The organism is Alcanivorax sp. (assembly GCF_040118815.1).
Classification (GTDB): domain Bacteria; phylum Pseudomonadota; class Gammaproteobacteria; order Pseudomonadales; family Alcanivoracaceae; genus Alcanivorax.
Map to the genome: position 1 here is coordinate 790,742 of NZ_JBEDTC010000015.1, position 23,024 is coordinate 813,765.

Below are 23,024 nucleotides of genomic sequence, written 5' to 3' on the forward strand. Positions count from 1 at the left end.
CCCGGGTCAGATTTTTTTTCACCACAGAGGGCACAGAAGAACACACAGAGAAAACCTGTTTTTTTATTCAGTGATCTCTGTGGCGGCCTCAGTGGTAAATCGTTTTCAGGTTTTGGGTTTAGCATCCTGCGGGCCGTCCTGAAGGGCGTTATCTGCACTTCGTTCCGGTTCGCGCCGCCAGCGCCGCTCCTACATAAAAAAACCACATCAGTCATTGAGGTTTATTGTGCGTATTCCTTTTCTTGTATTGCTTTGTTTTTTGTCTTCTTGGTCCATGGCCAGTGACTGGTTGTTGTCACTGGAAGGGCAGCGTTCTCAGGGTTCCTTACTGCGTGGGCAGGTGGAAGATGGCGTGCTTGTCAAGCTGGGCGACCGGGCAGTGCGTACCACCGATGCGGGTTTTTTTGTTGTGGGTGTAGGCCGTGACGCCGACTTGCAGCAGACACTGGTGCTGGAAAAAAACGGTGAACAGCAACAGGTTTCTGTGACGCTGGATAAGCGTGAGTATGCGATTCAGCGCATTGAAGGCGTGCCCAAGCGTACCGTGGAGCCCCCGCCGGAAGCGGTACTGAAACGCATTCGCCGTGAAGTGGCTGAGATCAAGACGGCGCGGGATACCGATTCAGGACTACAGGCTTTCCTCAGCGATTTTCAATGGCCGCTCACCGGGCGCATCAGTGGCGTCTATGGCAGTCAGCGAGTCTATAACGGTAAGCCAGGGCGGCCGCACTACGGTGTGGACGTGGCACGGCCCACGGGCACCGTCGTCGTGGCACCGGCGGATGCGGTGGTCACGCTGGTACAGCAGGACAATTATTATTCCGGTGGCACCCTGATCATGGATCACGGTTATGGCGTGTCATCCACCATGATCCACCTTAGCGAGGTGCTGGTGAAAGACGGGCAGACCGTGAAGCAGGGCGACCCGGTGGCGAAGGTGGGCGCTTCTGGCCGTGCAACCGGGCCACACCTTGATTGGCGTCTGAACTGGTTCGAGGTCAAGCTGGACCCGGTCACCGTGGTGCCGCCGATGAAATAATGAAGGGTGCGTTGTTGTAGCCCCAGGGTGACCAAACGCTCAAGGTAAAGGCCCCGCCGGGGGTGGCCTTGCTATATTTATTATTCCGGCTATGGTGGATTCCTTATTAACGTAGGAATGCCACTGTGTTTTATCTTTTCTCCCTCTGGATGGATTTTCTCCCCACCTTTCCGGTTTAAGCCGGGCGGAACCCGTCCGGCTTATTTCCCGTTGTCGACATCGTTCGACACTCCTTTTTTATATCAATTTGGTGAACGGTTATGGCTGCGCTTATAGAGCGTTTGTCGTTGTGTCGCTATGGCTATGGAAAACGTTATTTAGCAAAAAAACCTCTGTTTTTCCTTTCGCCGGCCCGGCTAATGGTTGTGATGGAGAAAATAGAAATGTTGCGTGGAGTGGAGTGTGAGCTTGCTGCGGCAGCAGTGGGCGATCGTGTTTCCTTGTTCAGTTTTGAAGATGAAGAGCAGATGTCTTTCACTTTGGCAGAAGCGGGAAAGCGATCTCTGGGGGATAAGGATATTTCTGTGCTTTCTCCATTGGGCGCTGCTTTGCTGGGAGCCTTGCCTGGAGCCGTAGTCAATGTGAATTTCCTGGGTCATGGGCACCGATATCTGTTGCTGAAGGTGAACAAAACAGCAGGAAAATGAGTGTTTCCAATAATGAGGGAGGGGCATGCCTTGCATGTTTTACCGTAAGACGAGACGGAGAATATGAAACCTGTTTGAAAGGAAAGCGTTATGAGTAAGGAAAAAGTGAAGAAAAAGCCGCAAAAAACCCTGAAAGAGAAACGACGGGAAAAAAGAGCCAGTAAATAATAGCGACAGGGCGCGTTGCGCGCCCTGGTTTATGCCCGCTTGAGAGTCGGCCAAGCACTACCAGTGTGCGCCGAATAGAAGCCGTGCTGTCGTTGTCCGCCAACAGCGAATAGAACAGGCATTCAGCGGTCAGGTTCAACCACCCACTAACTCAGCATCTCCACCGCACCCTGATTGCTCATTAATGCCACCCGGTTTCGGCCAGCGCCTTTGGCCTGGTAGAGCGCTTCGTCTGCCATCTTCAAAAGCTGCGCACCGTCTTCGGCGCCGCTGTCCGTGCAGGCAACACCGACACTGATGGTGACTACCTGGCTGACCCGGGAGCCGCTGTGGGGCAGGCCCAGTTGCTCAACCCGGTTGCGCATCCGTTCGGCAAAGACCAGGGCATCGTTAAAGCTGGACCCTGTCAGGGTAATCACGAACTCTTCTCCGCCGTATCGGGCCACGAAATCGGTGTCGCTCTGCACCATGGTCAGTGGGACGCCGGCGATTTTCTTCAGGCATTCGTCACCGGCCGGGTGGCCGTAGGTGTCGTTGTACTGTTTGAAGAAGTCGATATCGAAGAGCATCAGTGTGATGCGCTCCGGGGCATCCGGGCTGCTCTGGTTGAGCAGATGGTAGAGGTGGTTGAGGCGGCTCTCCATGCCGCGACGGTTGATGCAGCCTGTCATGCCATCCACGGTGGCCTGATTTTCCAGCACCAGGTTGGCGGAGTGCAGCTCGTTCCGGTGCTGAAATAGCACATGCTCAGAGAGAAAGTGTTGTCGTAGCAGGCGCTCGTACACGTATTGGCCAAACAGGCTCATGCTGGTGAATGCCAGAGTCACCAGTACCAGTGTCACGGCTTCAAAGGGGTGGCGGCCGGGACTGATTTGCAGGCTGAGAATCATGCAGCCGATCATGATGACTGAGCTTGTCAGCGCAGCGTAAAAAGGGACCCGGATCAAAATGCAGATCAGCAGAATGGCCAGCGGCGTATGGAAGAAAAAAGTGTAGGCCAGCGGATGGTCGACGATGGCGCCAAGGTAGTTGCCGGTGAGAGCAATGGCAAAGGCCAGCACCAGAGTGGCTTCGTGCAGCCAGTTGCGCCACTGGGGTTTGCGGATCAGGACCAGACAACCGCCAGTGAGCATCAAGGTGAAAAGCCGCGGACGCCAGGACATGTTCAGTACATCGGCGGAAATCCGTGACTCGATGAACATGGCGGAGACAATCAGAAAGGCCACCAGTGCCAGTGCCCAGGGCATGACTTTGGCTACGCTTGCCCGGAAATAGAGGCGAAAATCCTTTTCCAGCGGTTTAGGCAGGCGAAGGTGCCACGGTAACGTGATGTCGTTGCCGGTTGGCAGTGGGGTGTGGTTCTGGTTTGCGGTCACGGCCGTGAAGGCTCCTTTCAGTCCATGAATCGGTGACGGCGTGCTTTGAGCATCATGCACTACATCATAGTGCAAAGTGCTGTCGGATCGATAATGGGCACGTGGCCAGCGGTGTATTGTAAGGACAAAAGGGGATTGTCGTTAGTCCGGCAGAGACAACTTAATCCAAAAGCGCTAACAGTGCCTGTTGTTTCCCCAGGGGTAGCTGACGAAAACGTTCCAACAGGAAGGCCTCTTCGTTACCTTGCGGTACGGCGGCTTCTCGGTGAGGCAGGGTTTGCGGCCAGTTCTTCAGGCTATGTTCCAGCCGGGCAATAATTTCCGCGTTCATGCTGCGATGGCTGTGGTTGGCCGCTTCCGCGACTTCGCTTCGCATGCCGCAGGGAAAACGAACCACGAACTTCTCGGTTCGCGTGGTTGCGTTGCTTGTCATAGTAACCTCTGAATCACGCCTGCTTACATGAGGCTGGCGAGCAAAACTGGCCGGCCTATGACAACAGAGCAGGCTGTGCTGTTATCAGGACACAAGCGTTAGACCTTACGCATTTTTTTGCCTCCAGGCGATACTGGCAGCATGCCAGTAAGGGCGAAATAGCGACACGGTTAACACTCGAACGCGTAAAAGTTTTTTTTACACGGATAATCCCCTTGTCGGTGTGACCAGCGGCACGGTGCGAGTGCGTATCAGGTAGTGCTAGAATTGATCATATTGATGTAGAAATGAGTGGCTATTCACAAAATGAATATTGGTGCGGCAGATCTGAACCTGCTCAAGTATCTTGATGTGCTCCTGCGTGAGCAGAATGTGACCCGGGCCGCGGAGCAGCTGGGGATTACCCAGCCGGCCATGAGTAATTCCCTGAAGCGGTTGCGCGAATTGTTTGGCGATCCGCTATTGATTCGTACCAGCGATGGCATGACGGCCACTGAGCGTGCCCAGGAATTACGTCCGTTGGTCCGGCAAATTCTTTCCCAGGCGGAGCAGCTGTTTACCCCTGAGGACGTTTTTCAGCCTGCTGACAGTCGCCGGGTGTTCCGGATCATGACCAGTGATTACGCGGAAGCCACACTGGTGCCGCATATCGTCCGCCGTCTGCGTGCCGAGGCGCCTCACGTGGTGCTGGATTTCCTGACGCCATCAGATGTGAGTTACCAGGATATGGAGCAGGGCCGGGTGGATATGGCGGTGAATCGCTTCAACGAAATTCCCGGCTCGTTCCACCAGGTGAGCTTGTGGAAGGATTCCTTTTCCTGCTTGCTCAACCGGGATAACCCCATCGCCAAGGGGTTTGACCTGGACAGCTATCTGTCCGCCCAACATATCTGGGTATCCAAAACCGGCTTCGGGGTGGGCTTCGGCATGAACCCGGAGAAACTGGGGGGCTTGGGCTGGATCGACCATGCTCTGGAGCAACTGGGCAAGAGCCGCAAGATCAGTATCTTCACCCGCCACTATCAAATGCCCGCCCTGCTGGCCATGAATAACGACCTGGTGGCCACGCTGCCTAGCCGGGTAGCGCGCATGCAGGCCCAGAACGAACGCCTGCTGATCAAGCAGCCGCCGTTCGATATTCCCGAGTTTGAACTGAAAATGGCTTGGTCATCGCTGCTGCATCACAACGTGGCCCATCGCTGGTTGCGGCGACTAATTCAGGAAGAGGCGGAGCGGATTCTGGCGGAGGAGTAGCTACAAGCTTGGATGGGGAAGCGGGGAAGGTTCCCCGGTTTTCCTTTTCAACTTTTCACTTTGAACTTTCAACTGATCTTTCGCGGGCAGAGTGGTCAACGTGTGGCAGCGCCCCCAACCCGCGTTGCAGCTTGAAGCTTGTTGCTTGCAGCATCCTATCAAATTACTGAGGCGCCGCTGAGCCAGCTGCTGTGGGCCTTGCCGGGCAGGTTTTCGCCAGCTTCGGCGATAGCGCCTTTGCCGACACCTTCGAAAGCGCGGACTCGAAAATGTTTGCCGGGGGCTTCGTTGGCCAGCTGCGCGGCAATGTGAGCGGCCAGCTGCTCTACGGTGGTGTCGGTGTCGACCATGTAGCAATGGTCTTCCGGGATGACCAGTTCGAAATGTCCCTGTTCCGCATCGTACCGGAACCGGTGGTGGGGAATTTCGTCGATGTAGTAAGTGCCCTCCAGATCTTCTTCCGTGCCCAGGTAGATGTCTTCCCAGCGATCCGCCCAGAGTTTTTCCCAGTAACGGCTGCGACGGCCATTCTCGAAAATATGAATGCTGGAACGGTGGCCATGGGCGATGCGCTGGCAATTGCCGTCGTGTTTTTTCAGGCCGTGAGAATAGTGATAGAAGGGCGCGGTGCCAGTATCCTCTTCGCGTAGTACCACGCGTACTTCCGCCACATTCTCCGGTACCACGGTCTGGATCAGATCCATCAGGTGCAAGGTCAGGCTGGCCTTGGATACTTCCGGGCCGGGCATCAGCAACAGGCTCTGGCTGGGGGCGACCATGCGGATGGTGCCGCCCCGGTACGCCCATTCCAGGCTGGTGTCGCTATCGCGTTCGGCGATTTTGGCTTGGTCATTGTCAACGGGTACCAGCAGGCGGTGATCGACGCTGTCATCAATGATCTGCTTGATCCGTTTCTTAATGTGACCAAAATCGAAGACCATGCCCTGATCATCCAGGTCGCCACTCAGTTCCAGGTCCACCAGCCACGACTCCCCCACCATGCCGCGCTTGGGGTGCAGGTAGGAAAAATCGGCGACGGTTAAATTTTCGACAAAAAGAGTGGCCATGCTGATCCGGTTGATAATGATGGGTTTGGACAGGTGCTATAATGCCATTATTCTGGGCTGCCGCTAAGGTGCAGACCGCCTACAGTGGATATTTTACGCGCAGTTATCGTACTAGCTGTGAACCGGGGCACACAGGATGCACACTAAAGTGCACATATTGTCCGATGCCCGGTGGCTTGTTCCTTTGTAGCCACGTTCATGCACTCCGACCGAGACCTGTTATGGCTGAAACGCTTTTCTCCAAGATTATCGACCGGGAAATTCCCGCCGACATCATCTTTGAAGATGATCAGTGCCTGGCTTTTCGCGACATCAACCCCCAGGCGCCCACTCACTTTCTGGTGATACCGAAAAAACCGATCCCGAAACTGTCGGATGCTGACAGCGGTGATCAGGCATTGTTGGGACACCTGTTGCTGGTGGCCAGTCAGGTCGCCAAAGAGCAGGGCCTGGAAGACTTTCGTCTGAACGTGAATAACGGTGCCGGCGCCAGCCAGACGGTGTTCCACCTGCATGTGCATGTGCTGGGCGGCCGTTCGTTCAGCTGGCCGCCGGGCTGACAGCCGTTCCGGCTGGAGGCGGTAATAATGAATTACCTGGCGCACTTGTCCCTGGCGCAATCGTCGGTGCCGTCCAAGGTGGGCAATGTGCTGGGGGATTTTATGCGCGGTGCGGTGGTCAGCGAGCTCAGTGAGCCGCTGCGCCGGGGGTTGGATAACCACCGGCTGGTGGACCGGTTTACCGATCATCATCCCTGGGTCATCGCGCAGCGTCGCGGGTTTTCACCGGCCCGTCGCCGTTTTGCCGGGGTGGCGTTGGATGTGCTGTTTGACCATTTTCTCTGGCGGCACTGGGCCACGTTTTACGGCGCGCCCCGAGCGCAGACCATCTTCAGTCACTACCGCGATCTGGAGCAGGGTTTGCCGCTGATGCACGCGCCCATGCGCCAGCGGGTGGAGCGCTTGATCGCGTTCGATCTGCTCAATCAGTACGGCGAGTTGGCCGGAGTGGGGGAGGCGCTGGATGTGATCGCCGGGCGGATTCGGTTTGCCAATGCGTTTGGCGGCATCATCGAGGAAATAGAGCCGCGTTATCGCGAGCTGGAGGACGGGTTTCTGCTTTTTTATCCCCAGCTACAGGCGAAGGTCAGGGAGGCTGGGCTGGAGTGAGGGCTTAGACGCAAGCCACAAGCTACAACGCGTCATGGGGCGTGGCATTTTCTAACGGCGAGCCACGGCCTGGTGCCGGGCGCGGCTCCGCCGGTTCAAGAGCTACCTTTCTTTCCGGCGTGTTGCAGCTGTCCTCTCCTCACAATGCCGGCATATTCAATTCCGCCATGGTGTCTTCGTACAACTCCTGGGCGCGCTTGTCGTTGCGGGCGCGGGGGGAGCGTAGCGCGGGTTTGTGATTGGCGAAGTACTCACCGGTGATATCCGCATACTGCTCATCCAGCGCCAGGCTTACGGGCAGGGTGGCCGCTTTTTCCGGGGTGGTGAGTGTGGGCCGGATCAGGGCCATGACGGCGCTGGGCACATGACGGAAAATTGGGGTGTCCACGCCGCCGGGGTGCAGGGCGTTGCTGGTAATGCCAGTCTCTTCCAGGCGCTCTGCCAGTACATTGCTGAACAGGATATTGGCGAGCTTGGATTGGCCGTAGGCATCCATGACCAGATAGGGCTTGCGACCCTTCCAGGTCTTGTTGTTGATGCGTCCCAGCCAGTGAGCCACCGAGGCAAGGTGCAGGATGCGGGGCTGAGTGCCTTTCTGCAGCAGCGGTAACATCAGGTGGGTGAACAGCACCGGGGCCAGGTAGTTGACGCCGAACTGCATTTCATAGCCGTCTTTGGTGAACTCCTGCTGGGTGGGCACTACGCCGGCATTGTTGATCAGCACATCAATATAGCCGAGCTCTTGATAGAGTTCGGCGGCGCAATCGCGGACTTGTTCAAGGTCTGCCAGATCCAGAGCAAACAGACGCACCTTGGCCTGCGGATGCGCATTCTTGATTTTGGCCACTGCAGCCTGACCCTTGGTCTGGTCACGGCAGGCGAGAATGACCTCGGCGCCGCGGCCGGCCAGCTGCTCGGCGGTACAAAAGCCAATGCCGGAATTACCGCCGGTAATCAGTACGCGTTTGCTCATGGTTGTGTTGCCCTTCTTCCCTGTTGATGTGTGGTTAGCTTAACAGGCCTGGCAGGATGGGGAGGGGCTGGTGAGGCCATTTTCGGTGTTTTTCTGTGCCAGGGCGAGCCACTGAAGGATGTCCTTGCTCACCTGTTGCCACTCCCTGCTTTGTAGTAGCAAGTGTGGGCCTTGCGGGTAGAAACGGTAATTGCCTTGCGCAGACAGATGGTCGCGCAAGTGGCGAATGCCGGTGTTAGGGACAGAGTGATCCTTGCCCCCGTACAGTAGCAGGCTGGGCACGTTAAGCTGGCTGGCCGAGTTGCTGGCGCTGTCCGCCAACTTGATCAAACCCCAGTACGCATCCATGCGCACCTCTCGCATGACACGGGGATCATTGGCCAGGCGCTGGGCGCTGGTGGGCGACAGGGTCGGGTCGTCGGCGCTGCGCTCCACGGTGAGGTGGTAGCCAGGGGCCAGGGTGGCGGCGGTGGCGATGGCCGTGTTCCAGCCGTAGCGAAAGCGAATCCCTTCGCGCACCGCCGGCCCGGCCAATACCAGCCCGGCCACTTTATCCGGTTCCTGCTGTGCCGCCAGCATGGCCACAGCACCACCCAGGCTTTCGCCAAGCACGAACAGGGGCTGCGGGTGGTCCTGGTGCAGGCGGCGGATTTGTATCACGGCGTCCTGTACCAGCGCCGCCTCGCCGGCCCAGCGCCCCTGTTCTTGCCGGTCGCCGAAGCCGGCCTGGTCATAGGCCACAAATATATAGCCGGCATCGGCGAACCAGGGGCCAAGCTGGTCGAACGCGGCGCCGAAATCCCCGAAACTGTGCAGGCCAAGGATGACACCTTGTGGGGTGCCGTCAGGCGTCCACTGCCGCACAGTGCTGGGGAGGGGCTCGGGTATACTGGTGGCCTCGGATTGTTTGCCGGAAAACGGGCTGCACGCGGTCATCAGAACCCCGGTAAAGAGAATAAGAACACAGCGAAAAAATCGGAGATTGTGGAGAGTCATGCCATGAGCGTAGCAGTGCCGTTGCAACGGCGAGTGAATGCGGGATTCTTTTCCCTGGTGTTGGTGATTGCCGCCGGGTTGGTGTCTCGCTGCGAGGCGCAAAAAACGCCAACGGTGGCGATGATGGAATTGGCCGTCACGGCGTCAGCTTATAACTCGTTGCACGGGCAGGGGGCGGGCCGCGACCATGCGCTGGCGGCCTGGGGGGATCGGCTTGAACCGGGGATGCAGGCCATCGCAGTGTCCCGCGATCTGATCCGCATGGGGCTAACGCACAATACCGAAGTTACGGTGGAGGGCTTGCCCGGCATCTGGGTGGTAAAAGACAAGATGCATCGGCGCTGGAAGCGAAAAATTGATATCTATATGGGCGAAGACCTGCAGGCTGCCCGTGAATGGGGTCGCCGTAAAATCAAAATCCGCTTTCCCCGCCCGCCGGAGAAACCCTGACTCTTCTGCCAAGGGCGCTCCGTCGGGCGCCCTTATTCCCGGCTAAGAAAGGTCATGGTCATGCGTGTGGAGCCGCTGGGCAGTACCTTGTCCATCAACTTGATGAACTTGAAGACGCCACCGACTGGGTTGTGCACGGGGACGTTTTCATTAGCGGCTTTCCATGCTTTGGCGGCGATGTCTTCGGCGGTCAGGTTGACCCCTAAGCGGTTCACTACCGGGGGGACAAAATCCGCATTGTCCAGCATGGGCGTTTTCACGAACGGCGGCATGATATCTACCACTCGAATGCCCTGGCGGGCCCACTCAATATTCAGGGCTTCGGTGAGCGCGCGCACGGCAAACTTGCTGGCGGAATAAGAGGCAAGGTGCGGTACCCCGTAGAGCGCCGATGCCGAACTCATGTTGATGACAGCGGGCTCTGTGCTCATTTGCAGATGCGATTGGGCCGCCAGGGTCATGTTGATTAGCCCAGTGACATTAATATCAATGATCTGCTTGTGCTGTGCGGCGCTGATGTCTTCGAAGTGCCCCATGCGCAGAATGCCGGCGCAGTTGAACAGCACGTCGAAGCCGGTGCCCTGGGAAAATGCCTCGCAGGCTTGCTGGCAGGCGTTGGCATCGGTCACGTCCAGCCGCTGATACCAGCTGCCGCCCAGTTCTTTGGCCAGCTTGGCGAGTGCGGTTTCGTTGATGTCGGTCAGGCCGACTTGCCAGCCCTTGTTGTGAAAAAGGGAGGCGGTGGCCAGCCCAATGCCGCTGGCGGCGCCGGTGATCAGGATGCGTTTCATGCGTTGGCACCTTTTTCTTCTTGATGGTTAGTGTGTTGGTGGATAAAACGGGCGCAGGTCATCAGTGCCTGGTCTGAATCTGCCAGGACGCCGGCATGCAGTTGAAAGTCGTGCCACCGCTGGGGGTGAACGTGTAGCCGTGTGGCGGTGCCGGCTTCGTTTAATGCGGCGCACAGGCGGTGGCTGTCATTGAGCAGAATTTCATCGCCGCCGACCTGAATCAGGGTGGGAGGCAAGTCACTCAAATCACCGAACAGCGGGGAGCATTGTGGGTTGCGAGTATCTTCGCCGGCGTAAGCTGCGGCGCCGCTGTCCAGCCAGGCATGGCTGAGCATGATGTCCCGGTCGGTGTCGAACAGTTGACCCAGCGTGAGGTCGACCCAGGGAGAAAACAGGATTGTCGCACTGGGCAGTGGTGTGCCGGCGGCTTTCAGGGCCTGCAGTGTGGCCAGCGCCAGCCCGCCTCCGGCGGAGTCGCCCATTAGCGTCAGTGACGCAGGGCTGACACCGTTTTCGAGCAGGGCCTGATAAACCGCCACGGCATCCTCGATGGCGGCAGGGCAGGGGTGCTCCGGGGCCAGCCGGTAGTCCGGCACCACCACATGGGCATTGGCAAACTTGGCCAGGTGCGAGGTGATTGCCTTGTGACTGTCAGGGTTGCCGGCCACGTAGCCACCGCCATGCAGGTAGAGCACGGTGCTCTGGGCGTGCAGCGGCTGATAGTGGCGGCAGGGCACATCGCCCACCGGGCTGTCGTGGCTGCCAATGCCGCGGGCCTTGAGTGTGCTCAGTGCAACGATACCCATCCAGCGACGTTGCAACGCAAAGCTGAAACGAGGGTTGGCGACGGGTTTGAATAGCAGGGCCAGGGACTGGCGCAGCACGCCTGCCAGCAGCTGTTGGAGTGTCGACTGGCTACGACTGATGCGATCTACAAACAGGCTCATAGGGTTTTGTACTCGTAGTCACTGAGTTCCAGGTGCTGGGTCTGCCGGCGGTAATCAAAGGTGAAGCCGGGCCAATTATTGGTGTTCTTGCCGCTTTCCGTCTTGTACCAGCTGTGGCAGCCTTTGTCCCACACGGTGTTACTGATTTTCCGTTGCACGTTGTCGTTGAAGCGTGCCTGCACGCTTTCGCGCACTTCCAGGGAATGAAGTTGCTGTTCTTCCATTTCCGCCAGGCATTGCTGCACGTAATGAATCTGGCTTTCCAGCATGTAGATAATGGAGTTGTGGCCCAGGTTGGTGTTGGGGCCATATAGCATGAACAGGTTGGGGAAGCCGCGCACGGTGATGCCCAGATAGGCTTCGGCGCCGTCCTGCCAGGTGCTATTCAGGTCCACGCCATTGCGCCCGGTGATGGTCATGGGCGTAAGGAAATCAGTGGCCTTGAAGCCCGTACCATAGATGATCACGTCCACATCGTGGTGGGTGCCGCTGCTGTCGGTGAGTCCGTTCTTGTCCACCGCATCAATACCGTAATTGATCACTTCCGCGTTCGGCTGAGAGAGCGCCGGGTAGTAATCGTTGGACATCAAAATACGCTTGCAGCCCATGGGGTAATCCGGGGTCAGCTTCTCACGCAGCGCAGGGTCGCTAATCTGTTTGTTCAGGTGCCGAGCAAACAGCCATTCGTAGACGGCCATGGCTTTCTGAAAAGAGGTGAAGCCAAGTGCCCGGGATTCATTGGTCGCGTAAATGCGCAGGCGATCCAGCGTCTGGGTCAGCGGCAGCTTCTTCAGCATCCAGTGTTCTGCTTTCTTGTAGGCGCGGTCTGGTTTGGCTATCACGTGCGCGGCGGAGCGTTGGAACAGCTTTACCTTGCCGGCTACCTTGGCCACTTCCGGCACAAACTGAATGGCACTGGCGCCGGTGCCGACTACGGCTACGGTTTTGCCGGTCAGATCTGCATCGTGATTCCAGCGGGCGCTGTGGAAGTGTGGCCCCTGGAAATCTTCGATCCCGGAAAGTGGCGGGTAGGCGGGCTGGTTGAGCTGGCCGGTGGCCGTGATCAGGGCGCGGCAGGTAATGACCTCGCCGTTGGTCAGGGTGACTTCCCACAGGCCGGCGTCGTCCAGAAAACGGGCTTCGCCCACTTCGGTGTTGAAGCGAATATGCCGATACAGATCGTACTTGCGTGCGCAGTATTGCTGGTAGGCAAAGATTTCTTTCTGCGGCGCGAAACGGCGACTCCACGGGTAATGCAGTTCAAAGGAGAACGAATACAGGTGAGACGGCACATCACAGGCGGCACCGGGGTAGGTGTTATCGCGCCAGCAGCCGCCCACATCACTCCCTTTTTCGATCAGCAGCAAATCGTCCTGCCCCTGGGCTTTCAGGCGAATGGCCATGCCCAGTCCGCCGAAGCCGGCGCCAATAATGACTACGTTGTGCGTTGCTTGCATGGGAAACAATCCGGTTAATAACGTTAGGTTCCACTCTAGCGATACATAAACGCCTTGTTTATGGCATTCTGGGACAGAAAATTGTGGAATACGGACATTGTCAGTGACAGTACAGCGAGCCATTACCAGCGTGCGTATGCAGGTGGCCTTTGCCGAAGAGCGAGGGCTGCCGGTAGCGGCGTGTCTGCAGGGGTCGGGTATTAACCCGGAGATGCTGGGCCAGGCCGACTGCACCATTGATGCGGAGCAGGAGCTCACCGTGGTGCGCAACCTGTGCCGGGGGCTGGGCAACCAGGCAGAGTTGGGCCTGGCCATGGGGCAGCGTTATCACCTGAGCAGCTATGGAGCTTGGGGGTTTGCGTTGTTGAGTAGCCCCACTTTCCGTCAGGCGGTGGAGCTGGGGGTACGTTACCTGGACCTGACCTTTGCGTTCCTGGATATCTCCCTGCAGAAAGAAGGCGATGATGCCCTGTTAATTCTGGATGACAGTGGTGTGCCAGAAGAGGTTCGCGAGTATTTGCTGGCCCGGGATACCAGTGCGGTGATGATGATCCAGGAAGAGCTGTTTGCCGGGCGGATTCCCCTTTTTTCGCTGGAAATGCGACTGCCGCCGCGGCCGGTTGCGCCTTTCGAGGCCATTTTCGGGCTGGCGCCGCAGTTTGATCGCCCCCGCAGCCAGGCAAGTTTTGCGATGGGCCTGTTGGATATGCCGCTACCCCAGGCCAACCCGGTGACCGCACGTTTGTGTGAAGAGCAGTGCTATCAATTATTAGTGCAACGCTACCGCAAGGGCGGTGTGGCAGCGCGGGTGCGTCGGCGGTTATTGCAGCAGCCGGGACGTTTTCCGGATATGGAGGCCATGGCGGCGGAACTGGCGATTACCAGCCGCACCCTGCGCCGACAGTTGCAGGCTGAGGGCACCGGCTACCGCGCTCTGCTGGATGAGGTGAGGCGGATGCTGGCGGAGCAGTGGTTGTTGCTGGGTATTCTCAGCCTTGCCGAAATCAGTGAGCGGCTGGGGTTTTCCGAAATTGCCAACTTTAACCACGCCTTCCGGCGCTGGACCGGGCAAACCCCCGGTCGCTTCCGGCGTGAACGGTAGGGTTGGACGCCTAACGCCTGATGCCTGACGGAATAACCCGGAACCGAAATCATCGGTACTCTTGCCGGTTGTTTTCAGTATGCCCTTGCGCCGAGTAAGCTGAACCGCGCTAATGGGGCGGTTTTCGCTTTTAGGCGTTGGGCATCAGGCTCCTGACAGTCAAGGCATTACCGGTAGTGTCATTTCGCCTTCCTTGTCGAAGGACAATGGAATCGGCACACCGGCAACTCTTGCCTTGCCGACCAGGCGGTATTGCAGTGGCTGGTCCTGGTTCTGCTGGATTTTCTGTAGCTGCTGCAGGCTGCTTAACAGGCTGGTGGTAATGGTGGTGGTGACCTGGGCATCGCCCATGGCAGGCAGGGTGATGCGTTTGTTGGTCAGTCCACGGGCAAATTTCTCCCCATTGACGTAGATCTCGTAATCCAGGCTGTTGAGGGTGAGTTCCCGGTCGTTGGGGTTGCGGGCCCGCAGGGTCAGCCCCCATTCCTGCTCGAACAGGTTGAAACTGTTCAGGTTAATGCCGGATACGCTGACTTCCGGGGACTCCAGGCCAGCCAGGCTCTGGCAGCCGCTCAGTATCAGCAAGCCCATGAACATCCACAGGGAAACCATTTTTTTCATCTGCTCACTCCATCCATAAGGCACAGGGGGCTACGGCGTGCCGGTTAGAAGCCAGCATAACGGGAAAGTTGCGAGTGTGAAGCAGAAGAGTGAGGAGGGAAATTAATGCGTGCCGAACGGCCCGATCGCCAGCCACACCACCGCGCCCCTTGCGGGGCGCCTGTGGTGCGGCATCCTGACCGGGCCGCCGGCACGAGGGCCGAATCACAGAATAATTCGGCTTTTTTGATAATCGCGTGATCGTCGGGGCAAAGGCAAGTACCAGATGTCGTAAATTTGTATCCGGCAGGCTGTGACAATCACAACAGTCAAAGCCGACAAGCTATGGTAGATTTCCTGAAAAGAACGTATCTGAAAACAATGTAGATAAACGCTAACACTGGGGGAGCGCACATGCGCCGCGCATTCATTTTGTTGTTGATGCTGGTCGCAGCCCAGCTGCACGGGGCCGAGTTGGACAAGGATCTGGCCGATTTCAAACGTGACGTGCTGGAAGTCAATAAACGCCTGCTATTACTGGAAGAAGAGCTGCTGTTCCCTGCTGATACCCAGGTCGGGATTTATGTGTCACTGGATGTGGGGCACTTTTTCCAGCCGGACAGCATCACACTGGAGCTGGATGGCGAAGTGCTGACCAGCCACCTCTACACGGAAAAGGAAATCCGTGCCCTGATGAGCGGGGCGGTGCAGCGCTTGGCGCTGGCCAACGTGAAGAACGGTGACCACGAACTCACGGCCTTCATTACCGGTACCGGGCCGTCCGGGCGGGAAATGCGCCAAGGGGTCACCGGCCACTTTGACAAAAACCACGGCCGGCATTTCGTGCAACTGCATATCGAGGACGATACCGCCAAGCAGCAGCCGCGTTTCCGTTTTCGCGATTGGCGCTGAGAGCGGTCTATGAGAATGCGCGGATGCTTGAAAGGACTGGCGGTGGGGCTGCTGTTTGTCAGTTCCTTGAGCTGGGCCCGGTTGGATGAACCTCACCAGGTGCAGGAGCTGGCCTACGGTGAGGTGGCCTATCTGTACCTTAAAGGAGATTACTTCGCCGCCCTGACCCGTGCGCAAATGGCACTGGAACGGGGGGAAGTGGATATTCACAAGGCGGACATGGAAGTGCTGCTGGGCGCCATGTACAGCGCCTACGGCATGCCCGAAGATGCCGAGAAGGTATTTAACCAGTTGCTCGGTACCCAGGTCAGCGGCGAAGTCGCCCATCGGGCCTGGATTCACCTGGCTGGGCTGTATTACCGCCAGCAGAAATACAGCAAGGCGTTGGCCATGCTGGATCAGCAGGTCGGCGAGCCGCCGGCAAAACTAGAAGAAGTGTATTTCAGTTTGCGGGCACGGCTGCTGATGCGCCTGCAGCGTTATGAAGACGCCGCTGAGCTGCTCGATGCGTTTTCCGAAGACCATCCGCTCAATGCCTACCTGCGCTACAACCTGGCGATCAGCTGGATCAATGGTAAGCACCCCGGGCTGGGACAGGAGTGGCTCTGGCAGCTGGCGAATTTGCCGCCCGGGAATGCCCAGGTAAATGCCATCAAGGAAAAGGCCATGCTGGCGCTGGCGATCTATATGTTGCGCAGCGACCAGGAAGACCGAGCCCTGGCCTTGTTGAAGGACGCTCGCCTGGAAGGTCCGTTTGCGGATATTTCTCTGCTGCTCTATGCCCGTGCGTTGCTGATCGAAAATCAGCCCCGCAAGGCATTGCCGGTGTTGCAGCAGCTGGATAAGAAATCGATTCAGCGGCTGCCGGTGCAGGAAGCCCAATTGGCGATTCCCTATTTGTATGAACAAATGGGCGATCAACGCTCTGCCAGGCAGGCCTTCGACACCGCGCTGGATCGCTTTGCGGGTTTGCAGCAATACCTGCTGGAAGTAGAAGCGGATATTGCCAGTGGTGAATGGTTCACGGCCATGGTGGGCGAGCCCCGTTGGTCCACCGCCATGGACCCGGTGCCGCCGTTCCTGCCGCGCCGGGTGGAAAGCTTTCCCACCTTTTATGAATGGTTCGCCACCACTGAATTTCAGCTGGGCTGGAATAATTACCATGAGCTATTACGCCAGACTAACCTGCTGACTCAATGGCAGGAGAAGCTGCCGGCCTTCGAGACATTGATGGCTGCCCATCGGCGCAAGCAGAACGAAACCCGGCCTGCGGCCAAGGCGTTACTGGACGATTTGTCGCAGCAGGATTTCCAGGGCCGCATGACCCGGCTGCAGCGCCGTTATGATGAGGCCGTGGCCAAACAGGACCCGTTACCCTTCGCCACGGACAAGGAGCGCAAGCTCTGGGAGGCGCAGCAGAATGCCCAGCAGCGCACCGATGGCTGGGGCAAGCGAAAGCGTCCGGATGTGACCGCCAAGCTGGATTTCTACAAAGGCTTGCTGCTGTGGGAAATGCAGGAAGATATCGTGCCACGCCAGTGGGAACGCCAGCATCAACTTAATGACATTGATGGGTTGCTGGAGCAGACCCGTGTGCTGCGCAGCCGTGTGCTGTTTGCCACATACCGTTCTGCGCGGTTGGAGGACTTCACCCAAGAACTGAATGAATTGACCGGCGAGCTGGAACGTTTGCAGCGGCGTGGCGCGCTCTTGATGCGTCGCCAGCAGTACGGGTTGCAGGCGTCCGCCTACCAACAGGTCACCGAAACCCGCAATCGTTTGAAGCGTTTCAGTGCCTCGGCCCATGAAGGCCTGGCCGATCTCTATCACCGCGCGTTGCGTCGCAGTCGCGAGCGAGAGCAGGCGCCGGACGATGCAGCGCCCCAATCACCAGACTTTCCCTTGCAGCCGCCCATGGGCTCGTCCCAGTGACGGCGCAATTGTTGGACTCCTTGCGCCACCGGGGCGAGGGGTTCGACCTGATCAGTGGCGCGACGTTTGCGCCGGCGGATTGGGACCTTTACCCCGATGGTGAGAGTTCCGATTGTTGGCGAGGTTACGTGTGTCATTACGCGATGGAGGATGGCGGCCTGTACCTGGCAGAGCTGGCCCTGTGCGCGCCACCGAGCGGGTTGCTCGGTGTGGATGAGCAGGGTGAGATAATCACCGTCCCGGCGCGCTGGCCCGCGCTCAACGGGGTGGCGGCGGAACGGGTCAGCGGCGGCATGCTGCCCTGGCGCTACCCGGCGTTGCACCTTTTCCTTGGTTTTACCGGCACGTTGTTGCTGGGCCAAACCCTGCGGGAAGACAGCCTCTACCTGGCCGGTGCGGCGGATTTCCCGCAGGAGGAGGATTACCACGAGGTCTGGCGTCTGCAGTTGGAACAGGGCCGGTTGTGTGGCGAGGAGCGGGTCGGGAGTGATGTTGGATTACGCCTTTCAGGCTAATTCAACCTACAAAACATTATTGCGTCAGGTTCCAGGCGTCAGGCGTGTACGCTTTCAGCCACCGGTCAGGTCATCGGAGTAAGTCACGTTACCCTTCCGGTCAATGATGATGGCCGAGGTGCCGGGCAGGCGGTTGATTAGCGCCAGGCCTTTTTCAACGCCCAGCACAAAGACGCTGGTGGACAGGGCGTCGGCATCAATACTGTTGGCGCACAACACGGTGACGCTGGCCAGGCCATCGATGCTTTTGCCGGTCTTCGGCGACAGGATGTGATGAATGCGGCGGCCATCCTGAATGAAGTAACGCTGGTAATCCCCCGACGTGGACATGGCCAGATCTTCTATGGGCAGTTTCATGGCAATGTCCTGCTTGCTGCGCGGATGTTGAATGCCCACTTCCCAGGGGCGGCCGCGGTGATCGCCCAGCACATAGCTGTCCCCGCCTAGTGACAGGTAGGCGTGTTCGACGCCGGCCTTCTTCAACAGAGCAATACCCTGATCAATCGCGTACCCCTTGGCGATACCGCCCAGATCGATACGGGTGCCGGGGTCACGGAAACGCACCTTGTCCGGCGCGGTCAGCTCAATGCGGTCGGCGCCGATATGCTGGTTCGCAGCGGCCAGTTCGGTATCGTTCGGCGCCTTGCCTTCGCGGTAATCGTAAAGGTGGCCGGCACTGGCAAAGGTAATGTCGAAGGCGCCGTCAGTGAGCCGGTAGTAATCCAGTGAGCGCGCCAGCAGCTGATAAAACTCTACGCTGATGGTTTGTGTCTTCTCGGCCGCATGGGCGTTGACCCGGGCCAGTTCACTGGTCTCGACCCAGGGGGACAGCAAGACGTTCAGGCGCGCCATTTCCTCTTTCAGTGCGTCGAACAAGGGCGCTGCATCCTGCTCTGACCATAGTGTGACGCTGGCTCGGGTGCCCATCACATCCCAGTCCTGTTGTTGCCACTGTGCCTGGGCCGGCACGGCCAGTAGCAGTAGCAAGGGCGCAATTATCAGCGCGTTCAGGCGCAGAGAAAACGGGAATAAAACCATGTCTATCGTCTTTGGGTTATCAGCAGCTGTGCGGTAGAGCAGTGTACCTGCCGGGACGGTTCTGTGCTGCCCCGGCAGGTTTGGTCAGGAGGAGGAAGGAAAGATGGGGCCGCTGACGATGGGGTTGAAGGCGGCCAGTTTATCCAGCGAGGCGGCGTTGCCCAGGCTGTGGTTGGGGAAACGGGCGCTGAAGTTGCCCAGCTCACCGTGCAGGGCCATGTAGTTCAGCCACACGGTTTCTGCCAGCAGGTTCACGTTATTGGCGGCCGGGGTCCCGGCGGTTTCCACCGAGGCGTCGCTGCGCATCCAGCCCAGTTGCTGATGGTTTTCGGCGCTGCCACCGTTGGTGTTCAGGGTCGGGCGGCCGTTGGGGTTGTAGACCAGGAAGAACGAGGCGGCGGTAGAGGAATTGTCGCCGGTCCATTCGCCTTTGCCGCGGCCATTGGTGGAATCATCGATGCGCCCGTTGCTGGACACGGAGCCGTCGCTGAACACATATATCATCAATGGCATGTTGCGGCGACGGGCGTATTCCAGGCAGGCGCCCATGCAGCGCCCGGCGCGCAGGTCGCGTTGTTCGCCTGTGCCTCGCTCACCGGTGTGGTAGTCGAAACCGCCCATGGATACACAGCCTGCGCCGGCGTAACCGTTAACCACCAGTTTCATGATGGACGCCGTTTTCTGAAATTCCCGATCATTCAATTCCGCTTCGGAGAAAATGCTGAGGATGTCTGTGTCCTGGCTAATGTTCAGGGCGGAGGGGTCGCCATAGCGGTCGGTAATATCCGCGGCCTCTACATAACCGCAACGCAGCAGATCGCGAAGGTTGGCACGCCGATTGGCCTCGGTGAGGCCACTGTCGATACGGTCGATGCGCTTGTGGCTGATGCGGGCAATGGATTCCATCACTGACACGGCATCGTCCTTGGAGAGCAGGCCCACCAGCTTGCCGGTGTCCACCAGGCCGGTTACGTCGGTGCCGCGGTCCACCTTGGTGGGGCGCGCGGAGGCAATGATGGAGCCGTCCGGGGACATGGAGTTACCGCCTGAGAGCGAGCTGCGTGAGCCGATCAGGGACAGCAGTTCGCCGTCAGCGCCGGCATTGAAGATGCCGTACATGGGGTTGTGAGGGTTATTGGCAGTATCGTTTTCGGAGCGCGCAGGAATGACGCAGCCATTCACGTTGCCCATGGCGCCGGGGGCTCTTTCCTGGATGCCGCGCAGAAAGGGTGAGTCACTGTGGAACGCCAGCCCCAGGTCGGTGTTGACCACGCCGGGGTTGTTGTTGGGCGCTATGTCGCCTGGCAGGCCCAGTTTGGAGTAGCCGGCACTGCTGAGAAAATCCAGCTGGCCTCCCTGGCCGCCCACCAGCACATTGGAGCCGGCGATATTGGCGCCGCCGGCCAGGTCGAAACAAATAAACGGAATCTTGCCGGCACCGGCACCGAGGATGCCGCAATCGGATTTGATGGTTTCCAGGTCGCCCTGCAGGGCCGCCATGGCCTCGCGGGGGTTACTGAACAAGCCGAACAGGCCCACGCTGCCGAAGGCCGCGCCGGATACCAGCCCGCGCCCGAGCATATCGCGACGGCTGATGGGTTTGCCGTGGCCCAGATTCAGCAGTGGGGCGTCGGGGTGCAAGGCCTGTGGTTTTTTCATCATTCTTTTCATGGTCGAGCCCCTTATTGAAACAGCATGGTGGCGCTGCCCAGCATGGCGGCACAGGCCGCCTTAGTGGCGGTGGCAGTGCGTTCCACACAGCCGCTGCTGCATTGGGTCAGGTTGGTATTAAACAGCAGGTCTTCCAGTTCGCTTTCGACGCCGTTGCGGTCTGGCTGGCTGTCCTGGCCGTTCCCGACCATGCGCTCAAACAGCGGTGAGATGACCCAGTCTTTCCAGTTCTGCTGGCTGAGCGTGTCGGCGCCGGCGTTATAGTTCATCCCCACGAATAGCGGTTCGATGCTGGTGTCATTGTTGCGCTCTGCTTCCACCAGTGCGTTGCAGTATTCGATGGCCAGCTGGGCTACCCCCACTTGATGTGCAGTCAGGAAGGCTTCGATATTTTCCTCGCTGGGCAATTGGGCGCGCAGGCGTTGGTAGGTGTCCGGCACCTCGCCGTAGCCTTCAGGTACGCCGGTGAGCTGGCTCATGGTGGCGTTGATTTCGGCAAAGTTACGCAGCCCGGGCATCGGTTGCTCTCCGTACTGGTTCGGTGTCAGCGGTAGGGGCTGCGGCTCGGTATGCACATTGGTGTGGCCTCCCAGACGCTCAAAGGTGAGGAAAAACTCATCGTTTTCCTGGCCTTGTTCTACCGGCAGCAGGGTGCCCAGACGAGACAGGGTTTCGCCCTGTTCGCTATAGCCCTCGCCGCCAACCAGGGTGTCCACCATGGCAAAGGACTGGGCCACGTCCGGGACGCGGCCGTTAACGCCCAGGCGCAGGCCCTGCAGGGCCACTTCCGTGTCCACGATGTCCTGCTCCAGGTTGATGAAGTAGGGGGCGGCGAACAGATAGCTGTAATTATCAAAGCGGGAAACTTCGAACACCAGGTAGGCACCGGGCTGGTCAATCAGATGGCCGATGTAGAAGGGCAAGAAGTAGCGTTCGCCCACCCCGGCGGCAAAGTTGGTGCGGATCTGTTCGCCAGTGAGCGCGCGATTATGGATGGCGGCAAAACGGATCACCCCTTCCCAGGGGCGATCACTGGAGGCTTCGTTGCCGAGTACCAGGGCGAAGGTGTCGTCCCAGGTGTTGAGCAGGCCCGGGGTAACTGGATCGGTGGCAGCATTCAATTCGCCATTGATGTAGATCTGGCGACCGTTCACCGGGTCGAAGGTCATCGCCACATGTTGCAGGCTGGCTTGCAGCGGATCGTCAGCGGTGGCCAGTACCGGCTCGCCGTTACTGTCGGTGGCTTCACCGATGCGCTGGTAGGCCAGGTAATTGCTGCCGCTCTGCGCCAGTGTCAGGTTGCGGGCCATGGTGCCGGCAGAGTAGCTGATGATATGAGCATCGTCCTGGCCGGTGCTGGCGGGAACCAACCAGGTTTCCAGGGTCAGCTCGCCGGTGGCGGCAATCAGGTCGGTGAGTTTTTTGCTGGTCTGGGTGCTGCCCTGGGCCTTGCCGCCGTTAAGACGGATACCCCAGCCGCCTTCCCAGGCGACGTCGCCACTGAATTGCAGGTGGATCGTCGGGTCCACGCCGGAGGAGTCGTAGGCGGTAAGGCCTTCGCCGGTTTTGAATTCATAGCGGGCGACCACGTTGCTTTCGTAGCGTCCGCCACCGGCGGCCAGAGTGCCGTCGTCCACGGTCAGTGCCTTGCTCAGCACCAGGTCGCCATCCGGGGCGGTAGCGGTAATGTTATTGGCCATGGCGCGAATGGCGTCTTCCATGGCGTCCGCATCGCTGCTGCAGCTGTCGCTCCAGCAGTTGTGGTTATCTTCGCGCAGACGCTCCACCAGGCGGCTGAGTGCCGGCTGATTCAGGTCAATCTTGCTTTGCGCGGCACTGTAAGCCTCGCCCACATCGTCGGAGGCCAGATAAGGCGCCTGCGGGGTGGCAGCATCGCTTTGGTGGCACTCGCTGCAGTGCGGTTCCAGTAGCGGGTAAACGGTGGTTTCGAACAGCCCGCTGTCCTCCGGGAAGTTTTTACTGTCGCCGGGGTCGTAAAGCGGTGGCTTGTCCAGTTCGGTAGTGCCGCCACCCAGGCCGAGAGTTTCCCCGGCCCAGGCGCTAATCCAGGTGCTGATCTGGTCGGCACAGACCTGTGGGTCCGCTTCCCAGCAGTTATGACCGCCGGCCACTTTCTGCACCATGCGGGACGCGGCTGGCTGGTTCAGGTTGATCAGCGGGTTGGCGGCGGCGTAGGCGTCGTTGATGTTGCCGGTCTGCACAAAGGCTGGCTGCTGGTTACGGTGGCAGGCGCCGCAGCGTTGTTCACTGACCAGGTTGTTCCAGATATAAATTTTGAACGCGGAGATGTCGGCGTTGCGTGGTGCGGGCCCTTTGTAGTTTACGCCGCTATTGCTGCCGCCGGTGTCCACGTTCGGTTGCGTATCCGCGCCACTGCCACTGCCGCCACAGCCACTGAGAAGAGTAACAATCAGGCTGAGCAGCAGGGCCGCTGTGCGAGGGTGAGTAAGCTGAAGGTAAGACATG

General features: G+C 58.8%; 22 protein-coding genes. 10 read left to right on the plus strand and 12 right to left on the minus strand.

The window, feature by feature from the left end; translation table 11 throughout:
- The first annotated feature begins 226 nt into the window (after window positions 1-226).
- Together ABNH18_RS12915 and ABNH18_RS12920 are read left to right on the plus strand one after the other, a co-directional pair.
- Window positions 227-1,039 (plus strand): M23 family metallopeptidase, encoded by an 813-nt coding sequence (locus ABNH18_RS12915; protein WP_349383204.1) that lies wholly within the window; start codon window positions 227-229, stop codon window positions 1,037-1,039.
- Window positions 1,040-1,299: 260 nt separating this feature from the next.
- Complete coding sequence (locus ABNH18_RS12920) at window positions 1,300-1,686, plus strand: GreA/GreB family elongation factor (RefSeq protein WP_349383205.1); 387 nt, start codon at window positions 1,300-1,302, stop codon at window positions 1,684-1,686.
- Between the two features lie 314 nt (window positions 1,687-2,000).
- On the opposite strand, the gene ABNH18_RS12925 is transcribed toward ABNH18_RS12920, so the two are convergent.
- Together ABNH18_RS12925 and ABNH18_RS12930 are read right to left on the minus strand one after the other, a co-directional pair.
- Window positions 2,001-3,230, minus strand: a complete 1,230-nt coding sequence (locus ABNH18_RS12925) for a GGDEF domain-containing protein (RefSeq protein WP_349383206.1) — start codon at window positions 3,228-3,230, stop codon at window positions 2,001-2,003.
- 160 nt (window positions 3,231-3,390) lie between these two features.
- Window positions 3,391-3,663, minus strand: a complete 273-nt coding sequence (locus ABNH18_RS12930) for an Arc family DNA-binding protein (RefSeq protein ID WP_349383207.1) — start codon at window positions 3,661-3,663, stop codon at window positions 3,391-3,393.
- 306 nt (window positions 3,664-3,969) lie between these two features.
- Here ABNH18_RS12930 and ABNH18_RS12935 point away from each other — a divergent pair, with 306 nt between their 5' ends.
- Complete coding sequence (locus tag ABNH18_RS12935; protein WP_349383271.1) at window positions 3,970-4,917, plus strand: LysR family transcriptional regulator; 948 nt, start codon at window positions 3,970-3,972, stop codon at window positions 4,915-4,917.
- Between the two features lie 158 nt (window positions 4,918-5,075).
- Here ABNH18_RS12935 and ABNH18_RS12940 read toward each other — a convergent pair whose 3' ends face one another.
- The gene (locus ABNH18_RS12940) at window positions 5,076-5,984 is read right to left on the minus strand and encodes a 6-pyruvoyl trahydropterin synthase family protein (protein WP_349383208.1); all 909 of its coding nucleotides are present in this window, start codon (window positions 5,982-5,984) and stop codon (window positions 5,076-5,078) included.
- A 221-nt stretch (window positions 5,985-6,205) separates the two neighbouring features.
- Between ABNH18_RS12940 and ABNH18_RS12945 the strand changes: the two genes are divergently transcribed.
- Together ABNH18_RS12945 and ABNH18_RS12950 are read left to right on the plus strand one after the other, a co-directional pair.
- Entirely contained in the window at window positions 6,206-6,544 is a 339-nt protein-coding gene (locus ABNH18_RS12945) for a histidine triad nucleotide-binding protein (protein ID WP_349383209.1), read from the plus strand.
- Between the two features lie 27 nt (window positions 6,545-6,571).
- Window positions 6,572-7,153, plus strand: a complete 582-nt coding sequence (locus ABNH18_RS12950) for an acyl carrier protein phosphodiesterase (RefSeq protein ID WP_349383210.1) — start codon at window positions 6,572-6,574, stop codon at window positions 7,151-7,153.
- Between the two features lie 139 nt (window positions 7,154-7,292).
- On the opposite strand, the gene ABNH18_RS12955 is transcribed toward ABNH18_RS12950, so the two are convergent.
- Both ABNH18_RS12955 and ABNH18_RS12960 read right to left on the minus strand, forming a co-directional pair.
- Entirely contained in the window at window positions 7,293-8,126 is an 834-nt protein-coding gene (locus tag ABNH18_RS12955; RefSeq protein ID WP_349383211.1) for an SDR family oxidoreductase, read from the minus strand.
- Window positions 8,127-8,165: 39 nt separating this feature from the next.
- A complete protein-coding gene (locus ABNH18_RS12960; RefSeq protein ID WP_349383212.1) occupies window positions 8,166-9,062 on the minus strand; it encodes an alpha/beta fold hydrolase in 897 nt (298 codons plus the stop codon).
- Window positions 9,063-9,125: 63 nt separating this feature from the next.
- On the opposite strand from ABNH18_RS12960, the gene ABNH18_RS12965 reads away from it, so the two are divergent.
- Window positions 9,126-9,572 carry a 3D domain-containing protein gene (locus tag ABNH18_RS12965; RefSeq protein WP_349383213.1) on the plus strand — a complete coding sequence of 149 codons (447 nt, stop codon included), beginning with the start codon at window positions 9,126-9,128 and terminating at the stop codon, window positions 9,570-9,572.
- A gap of 32 nt (window positions 9,573-9,604) precedes the next feature.
- On the opposite strand, the gene ABNH18_RS12970 is transcribed toward ABNH18_RS12965, so the two are convergent.
- From ABNH18_RS12970 to ABNH18_RS12980, 3 genes are read right to left on the minus strand one after another with little or no spacing between them, the layout of a single operon-like run.
- The gene (locus ABNH18_RS12970; RefSeq protein WP_349383214.1) at window positions 9,605-10,363 is read right to left on the minus strand and encodes an SDR family oxidoreductase; all 759 of its coding nucleotides are present in this window, start codon (window positions 10,361-10,363) and stop codon (window positions 9,605-9,607) included.
- A complete protein-coding gene (locus tag ABNH18_RS12975) occupies window positions 10,360-11,310 on the minus strand; it encodes an alpha/beta hydrolase (RefSeq protein ID WP_349383215.1) in 951 nt (316 codons plus the stop codon). Before ABNH18_RS12975 ends, ABNH18_RS12970 begins: the two co-directional genes overlap by 4 nt.
- Window positions 11,307-12,767, minus strand: a complete 1,461-nt coding sequence (locus tag ABNH18_RS12980) for a flavin-containing monooxygenase (protein WP_349383216.1) — start codon at window positions 12,765-12,767, stop codon at window positions 11,307-11,309. The genes ABNH18_RS12975 and ABNH18_RS12980 overlap by 4 nt, the downstream gene beginning before the upstream one ends.
- A 103-nt stretch (window positions 12,768-12,870) precedes the next feature.
- Between ABNH18_RS12980 and ABNH18_RS12985 the strand changes: the two genes are divergently transcribed.
- A complete protein-coding gene (locus ABNH18_RS12985) occupies window positions 12,871-13,869 on the plus strand; it encodes an AraC family transcriptional regulator (RefSeq protein ID WP_349383217.1) in 999 nt (332 codons plus the stop codon).
- 159 nt (window positions 13,870-14,028) lie between these two features.
- On the opposite strand, the gene ABNH18_RS12990 is transcribed toward ABNH18_RS12985, so the two are convergent.
- Window positions 14,029-14,490, minus strand: a complete 462-nt coding sequence (locus tag ABNH18_RS12990; RefSeq protein ID WP_349383218.1) for an LEA/WHy family protein — start codon at window positions 14,488-14,490, stop codon at window positions 14,029-14,031.
- Between the two features lie 393 nt (window positions 14,491-14,883).
- Here ABNH18_RS12990 and ABNH18_RS12995 point away from each other — a divergent pair, with 393 nt between their 5' ends.
- From ABNH18_RS12995 to ABNH18_RS13005, 3 genes are read left to right on the plus strand one after another with little or no spacing between them, the layout of a single operon-like run.
- A complete protein-coding gene (locus ABNH18_RS12995; protein WP_349383219.1) occupies window positions 14,884-15,381 on the plus strand; it encodes a hypothetical protein in 498 nt (165 codons plus the stop codon).
- Window positions 15,382-15,390: 9 nt separating this feature from the next.
- Entirely contained in the window at window positions 15,391-17,313 is a 1,923-nt protein-coding gene (locus ABNH18_RS13000; protein WP_349383220.1) for a tetratricopeptide repeat protein, read from the plus strand.
- On the plus strand, window positions 17,310-17,828 hold the full coding sequence (locus ABNH18_RS13005) for a hypothetical protein (RefSeq protein WP_349383221.1): 519 nt from the start codon (window positions 17,310-17,312) through the stop codon (window positions 17,826-17,828). The genes ABNH18_RS13000 and ABNH18_RS13005 overlap by 4 nt, the downstream gene beginning before the upstream one ends.
- A 54-nt stretch (window positions 17,829-17,882) precedes the next feature.
- Here the strand turns inward: ABNH18_RS13005 and ABNH18_RS13010 are convergent, their stop codons facing one another.
- The 3 genes from ABNH18_RS13010 to ABNH18_RS13020 form a co-directional block, all read right to left on the minus strand.
- Window positions 17,883-18,866: an FAD:protein FMN transferase gene (locus ABNH18_RS13010; RefSeq protein WP_349383222.1), complete on the minus strand. Its 984-nt coding sequence runs from the start codon at window positions 18,864-18,866 to the stop codon at window positions 17,883-17,885.
- Window positions 18,867-18,950: 84 nt separating this feature from the next.
- Window positions 18,951-20,537 carry a hypothetical protein gene (locus tag ABNH18_RS13015; protein ID WP_349383223.1) on the minus strand — a complete coding sequence of 529 codons (1,587 nt, stop codon included), beginning with the start codon at window positions 20,535-20,537 and terminating at the stop codon, window positions 18,951-18,953.
- An 11-nt stretch (window positions 20,538-20,548) separates the two neighbouring features.
- A complete protein-coding gene (locus tag ABNH18_RS13020) occupies window positions 20,549-23,023 on the minus strand; it encodes a LamG domain-containing protein (protein ID WP_349383224.1) in 2,475 nt (824 codons plus the stop codon).
- Window position 23,024 lies beyond the last annotated feature (1 nt).

Excerpts from the sequence above, each read along its gene's own strand:
- ABNH18_RS12920 (WP_349383205.1), top strand. The coding sequence starts at position 1,300 with ATGGCTGCGCTTATAGAGCGTTTGTCGTTGTGTCGCTATGGCTATGGA.
- ABNH18_RS12930 (WP_349383207.1), bottom strand. The coding sequence starts at position 3,663 with ATGACAAGCAACGCAACCACGCGAACCGAGAAGTTCGTGGTTCGTTTT.
- ABNH18_RS12935 (WP_349383271.1), top strand. The coding sequence starts at position 3,970 with ATGAATATTGGTGCGGCAGATCTGAACCTGCTCAAGTATCTTGATGTG.
- ABNH18_RS12940 (WP_349383208.1), bottom strand. The coding sequence starts at position 5,984 with ATGGCCACTCTTTTTGTCGAAAATTTAACCGTCGCCGATTTTTCCTAC.
- ABNH18_RS12945 (WP_349383209.1), top strand. The coding sequence starts at position 6,206 with ATGGCTGAAACGCTTTTCTCCAAGATTATCGACCGGGAAATTCCCGCC.
- ABNH18_RS12950 (WP_349383210.1), top strand. The coding sequence starts at position 6,572 with ATGAATTACCTGGCGCACTTGTCCCTGGCGCAATCGTCGGTGCCGTCC.
- ABNH18_RS12955 (WP_349383211.1), bottom strand. The coding sequence starts at position 8,126 with ATGAGCAAACGCGTACTGATTACCGGCGGTAATTCCGGCATTGGCTTT.
- ABNH18_RS12960 (WP_349383212.1), bottom strand. The coding sequence starts at position 9,062 with ATGACCGCGTGCAGCCCGTTTTCCGGCAAACAATCCGAGGCCACCAGT.
- ABNH18_RS12965 (WP_349383213.1), top strand. The coding sequence starts at position 9,126 with ATGAGCGTAGCAGTGCCGTTGCAACGGCGAGTGAATGCGGGATTCTTT.
- ABNH18_RS12970 (WP_349383214.1), bottom strand. The coding sequence starts at position 10,363 with ATGAAACGCATCCTGATCACCGGCGCCGCCAGCGGCATTGGGCTGGCC.
- ABNH18_RS12975 (WP_349383215.1), bottom strand. The coding sequence starts at position 11,310 with ATGAGCCTGTTTGTAGATCGCATCAGTCGTAGCCAGTCGACACTCCAA.
- ABNH18_RS12980 (WP_349383216.1), bottom strand. The coding sequence starts at position 12,767 with ATGCAAGCAACGCACAACGTAGTCATTATTGGCGCCGGCTTCGGCGGA.
- ABNH18_RS12990 (WP_349383218.1), bottom strand. The coding sequence starts at position 14,490 with ATGAAAAAAATGGTTTCCCTGTGGATGTTCATGGGCTTGCTGATACTG.
- ABNH18_RS12995 (WP_349383219.1), top strand. The coding sequence starts at position 14,884 with ATGCGCCGCGCATTCATTTTGTTGTTGATGCTGGTCGCAGCCCAGCTG.
- ABNH18_RS13000 (WP_349383220.1), top strand. The coding sequence starts at position 15,391 with ATGAGAATGCGCGGATGCTTGAAAGGACTGGCGGTGGGGCTGCTGTTT.
- ABNH18_RS13010 (WP_349383222.1), bottom strand. The coding sequence starts at position 18,866 with ATGGTTTTATTCCCGTTTTCTCTGCGCCTGAACGCGCTGATAATTGCG.
- ABNH18_RS13015 (WP_349383223.1), bottom strand. The coding sequence starts at position 20,537 with ATGAAAAGAATGATGAAAAAACCACAGGCCTTGCACCCCGACGCCCCA.
- ABNH18_RS13020 (WP_349383224.1), bottom strand. The coding sequence starts at position 23,023 with ATGTCTTACCTTCAGCTTACTCACCCTCGCACAGCGGCCCTGCTGCTC.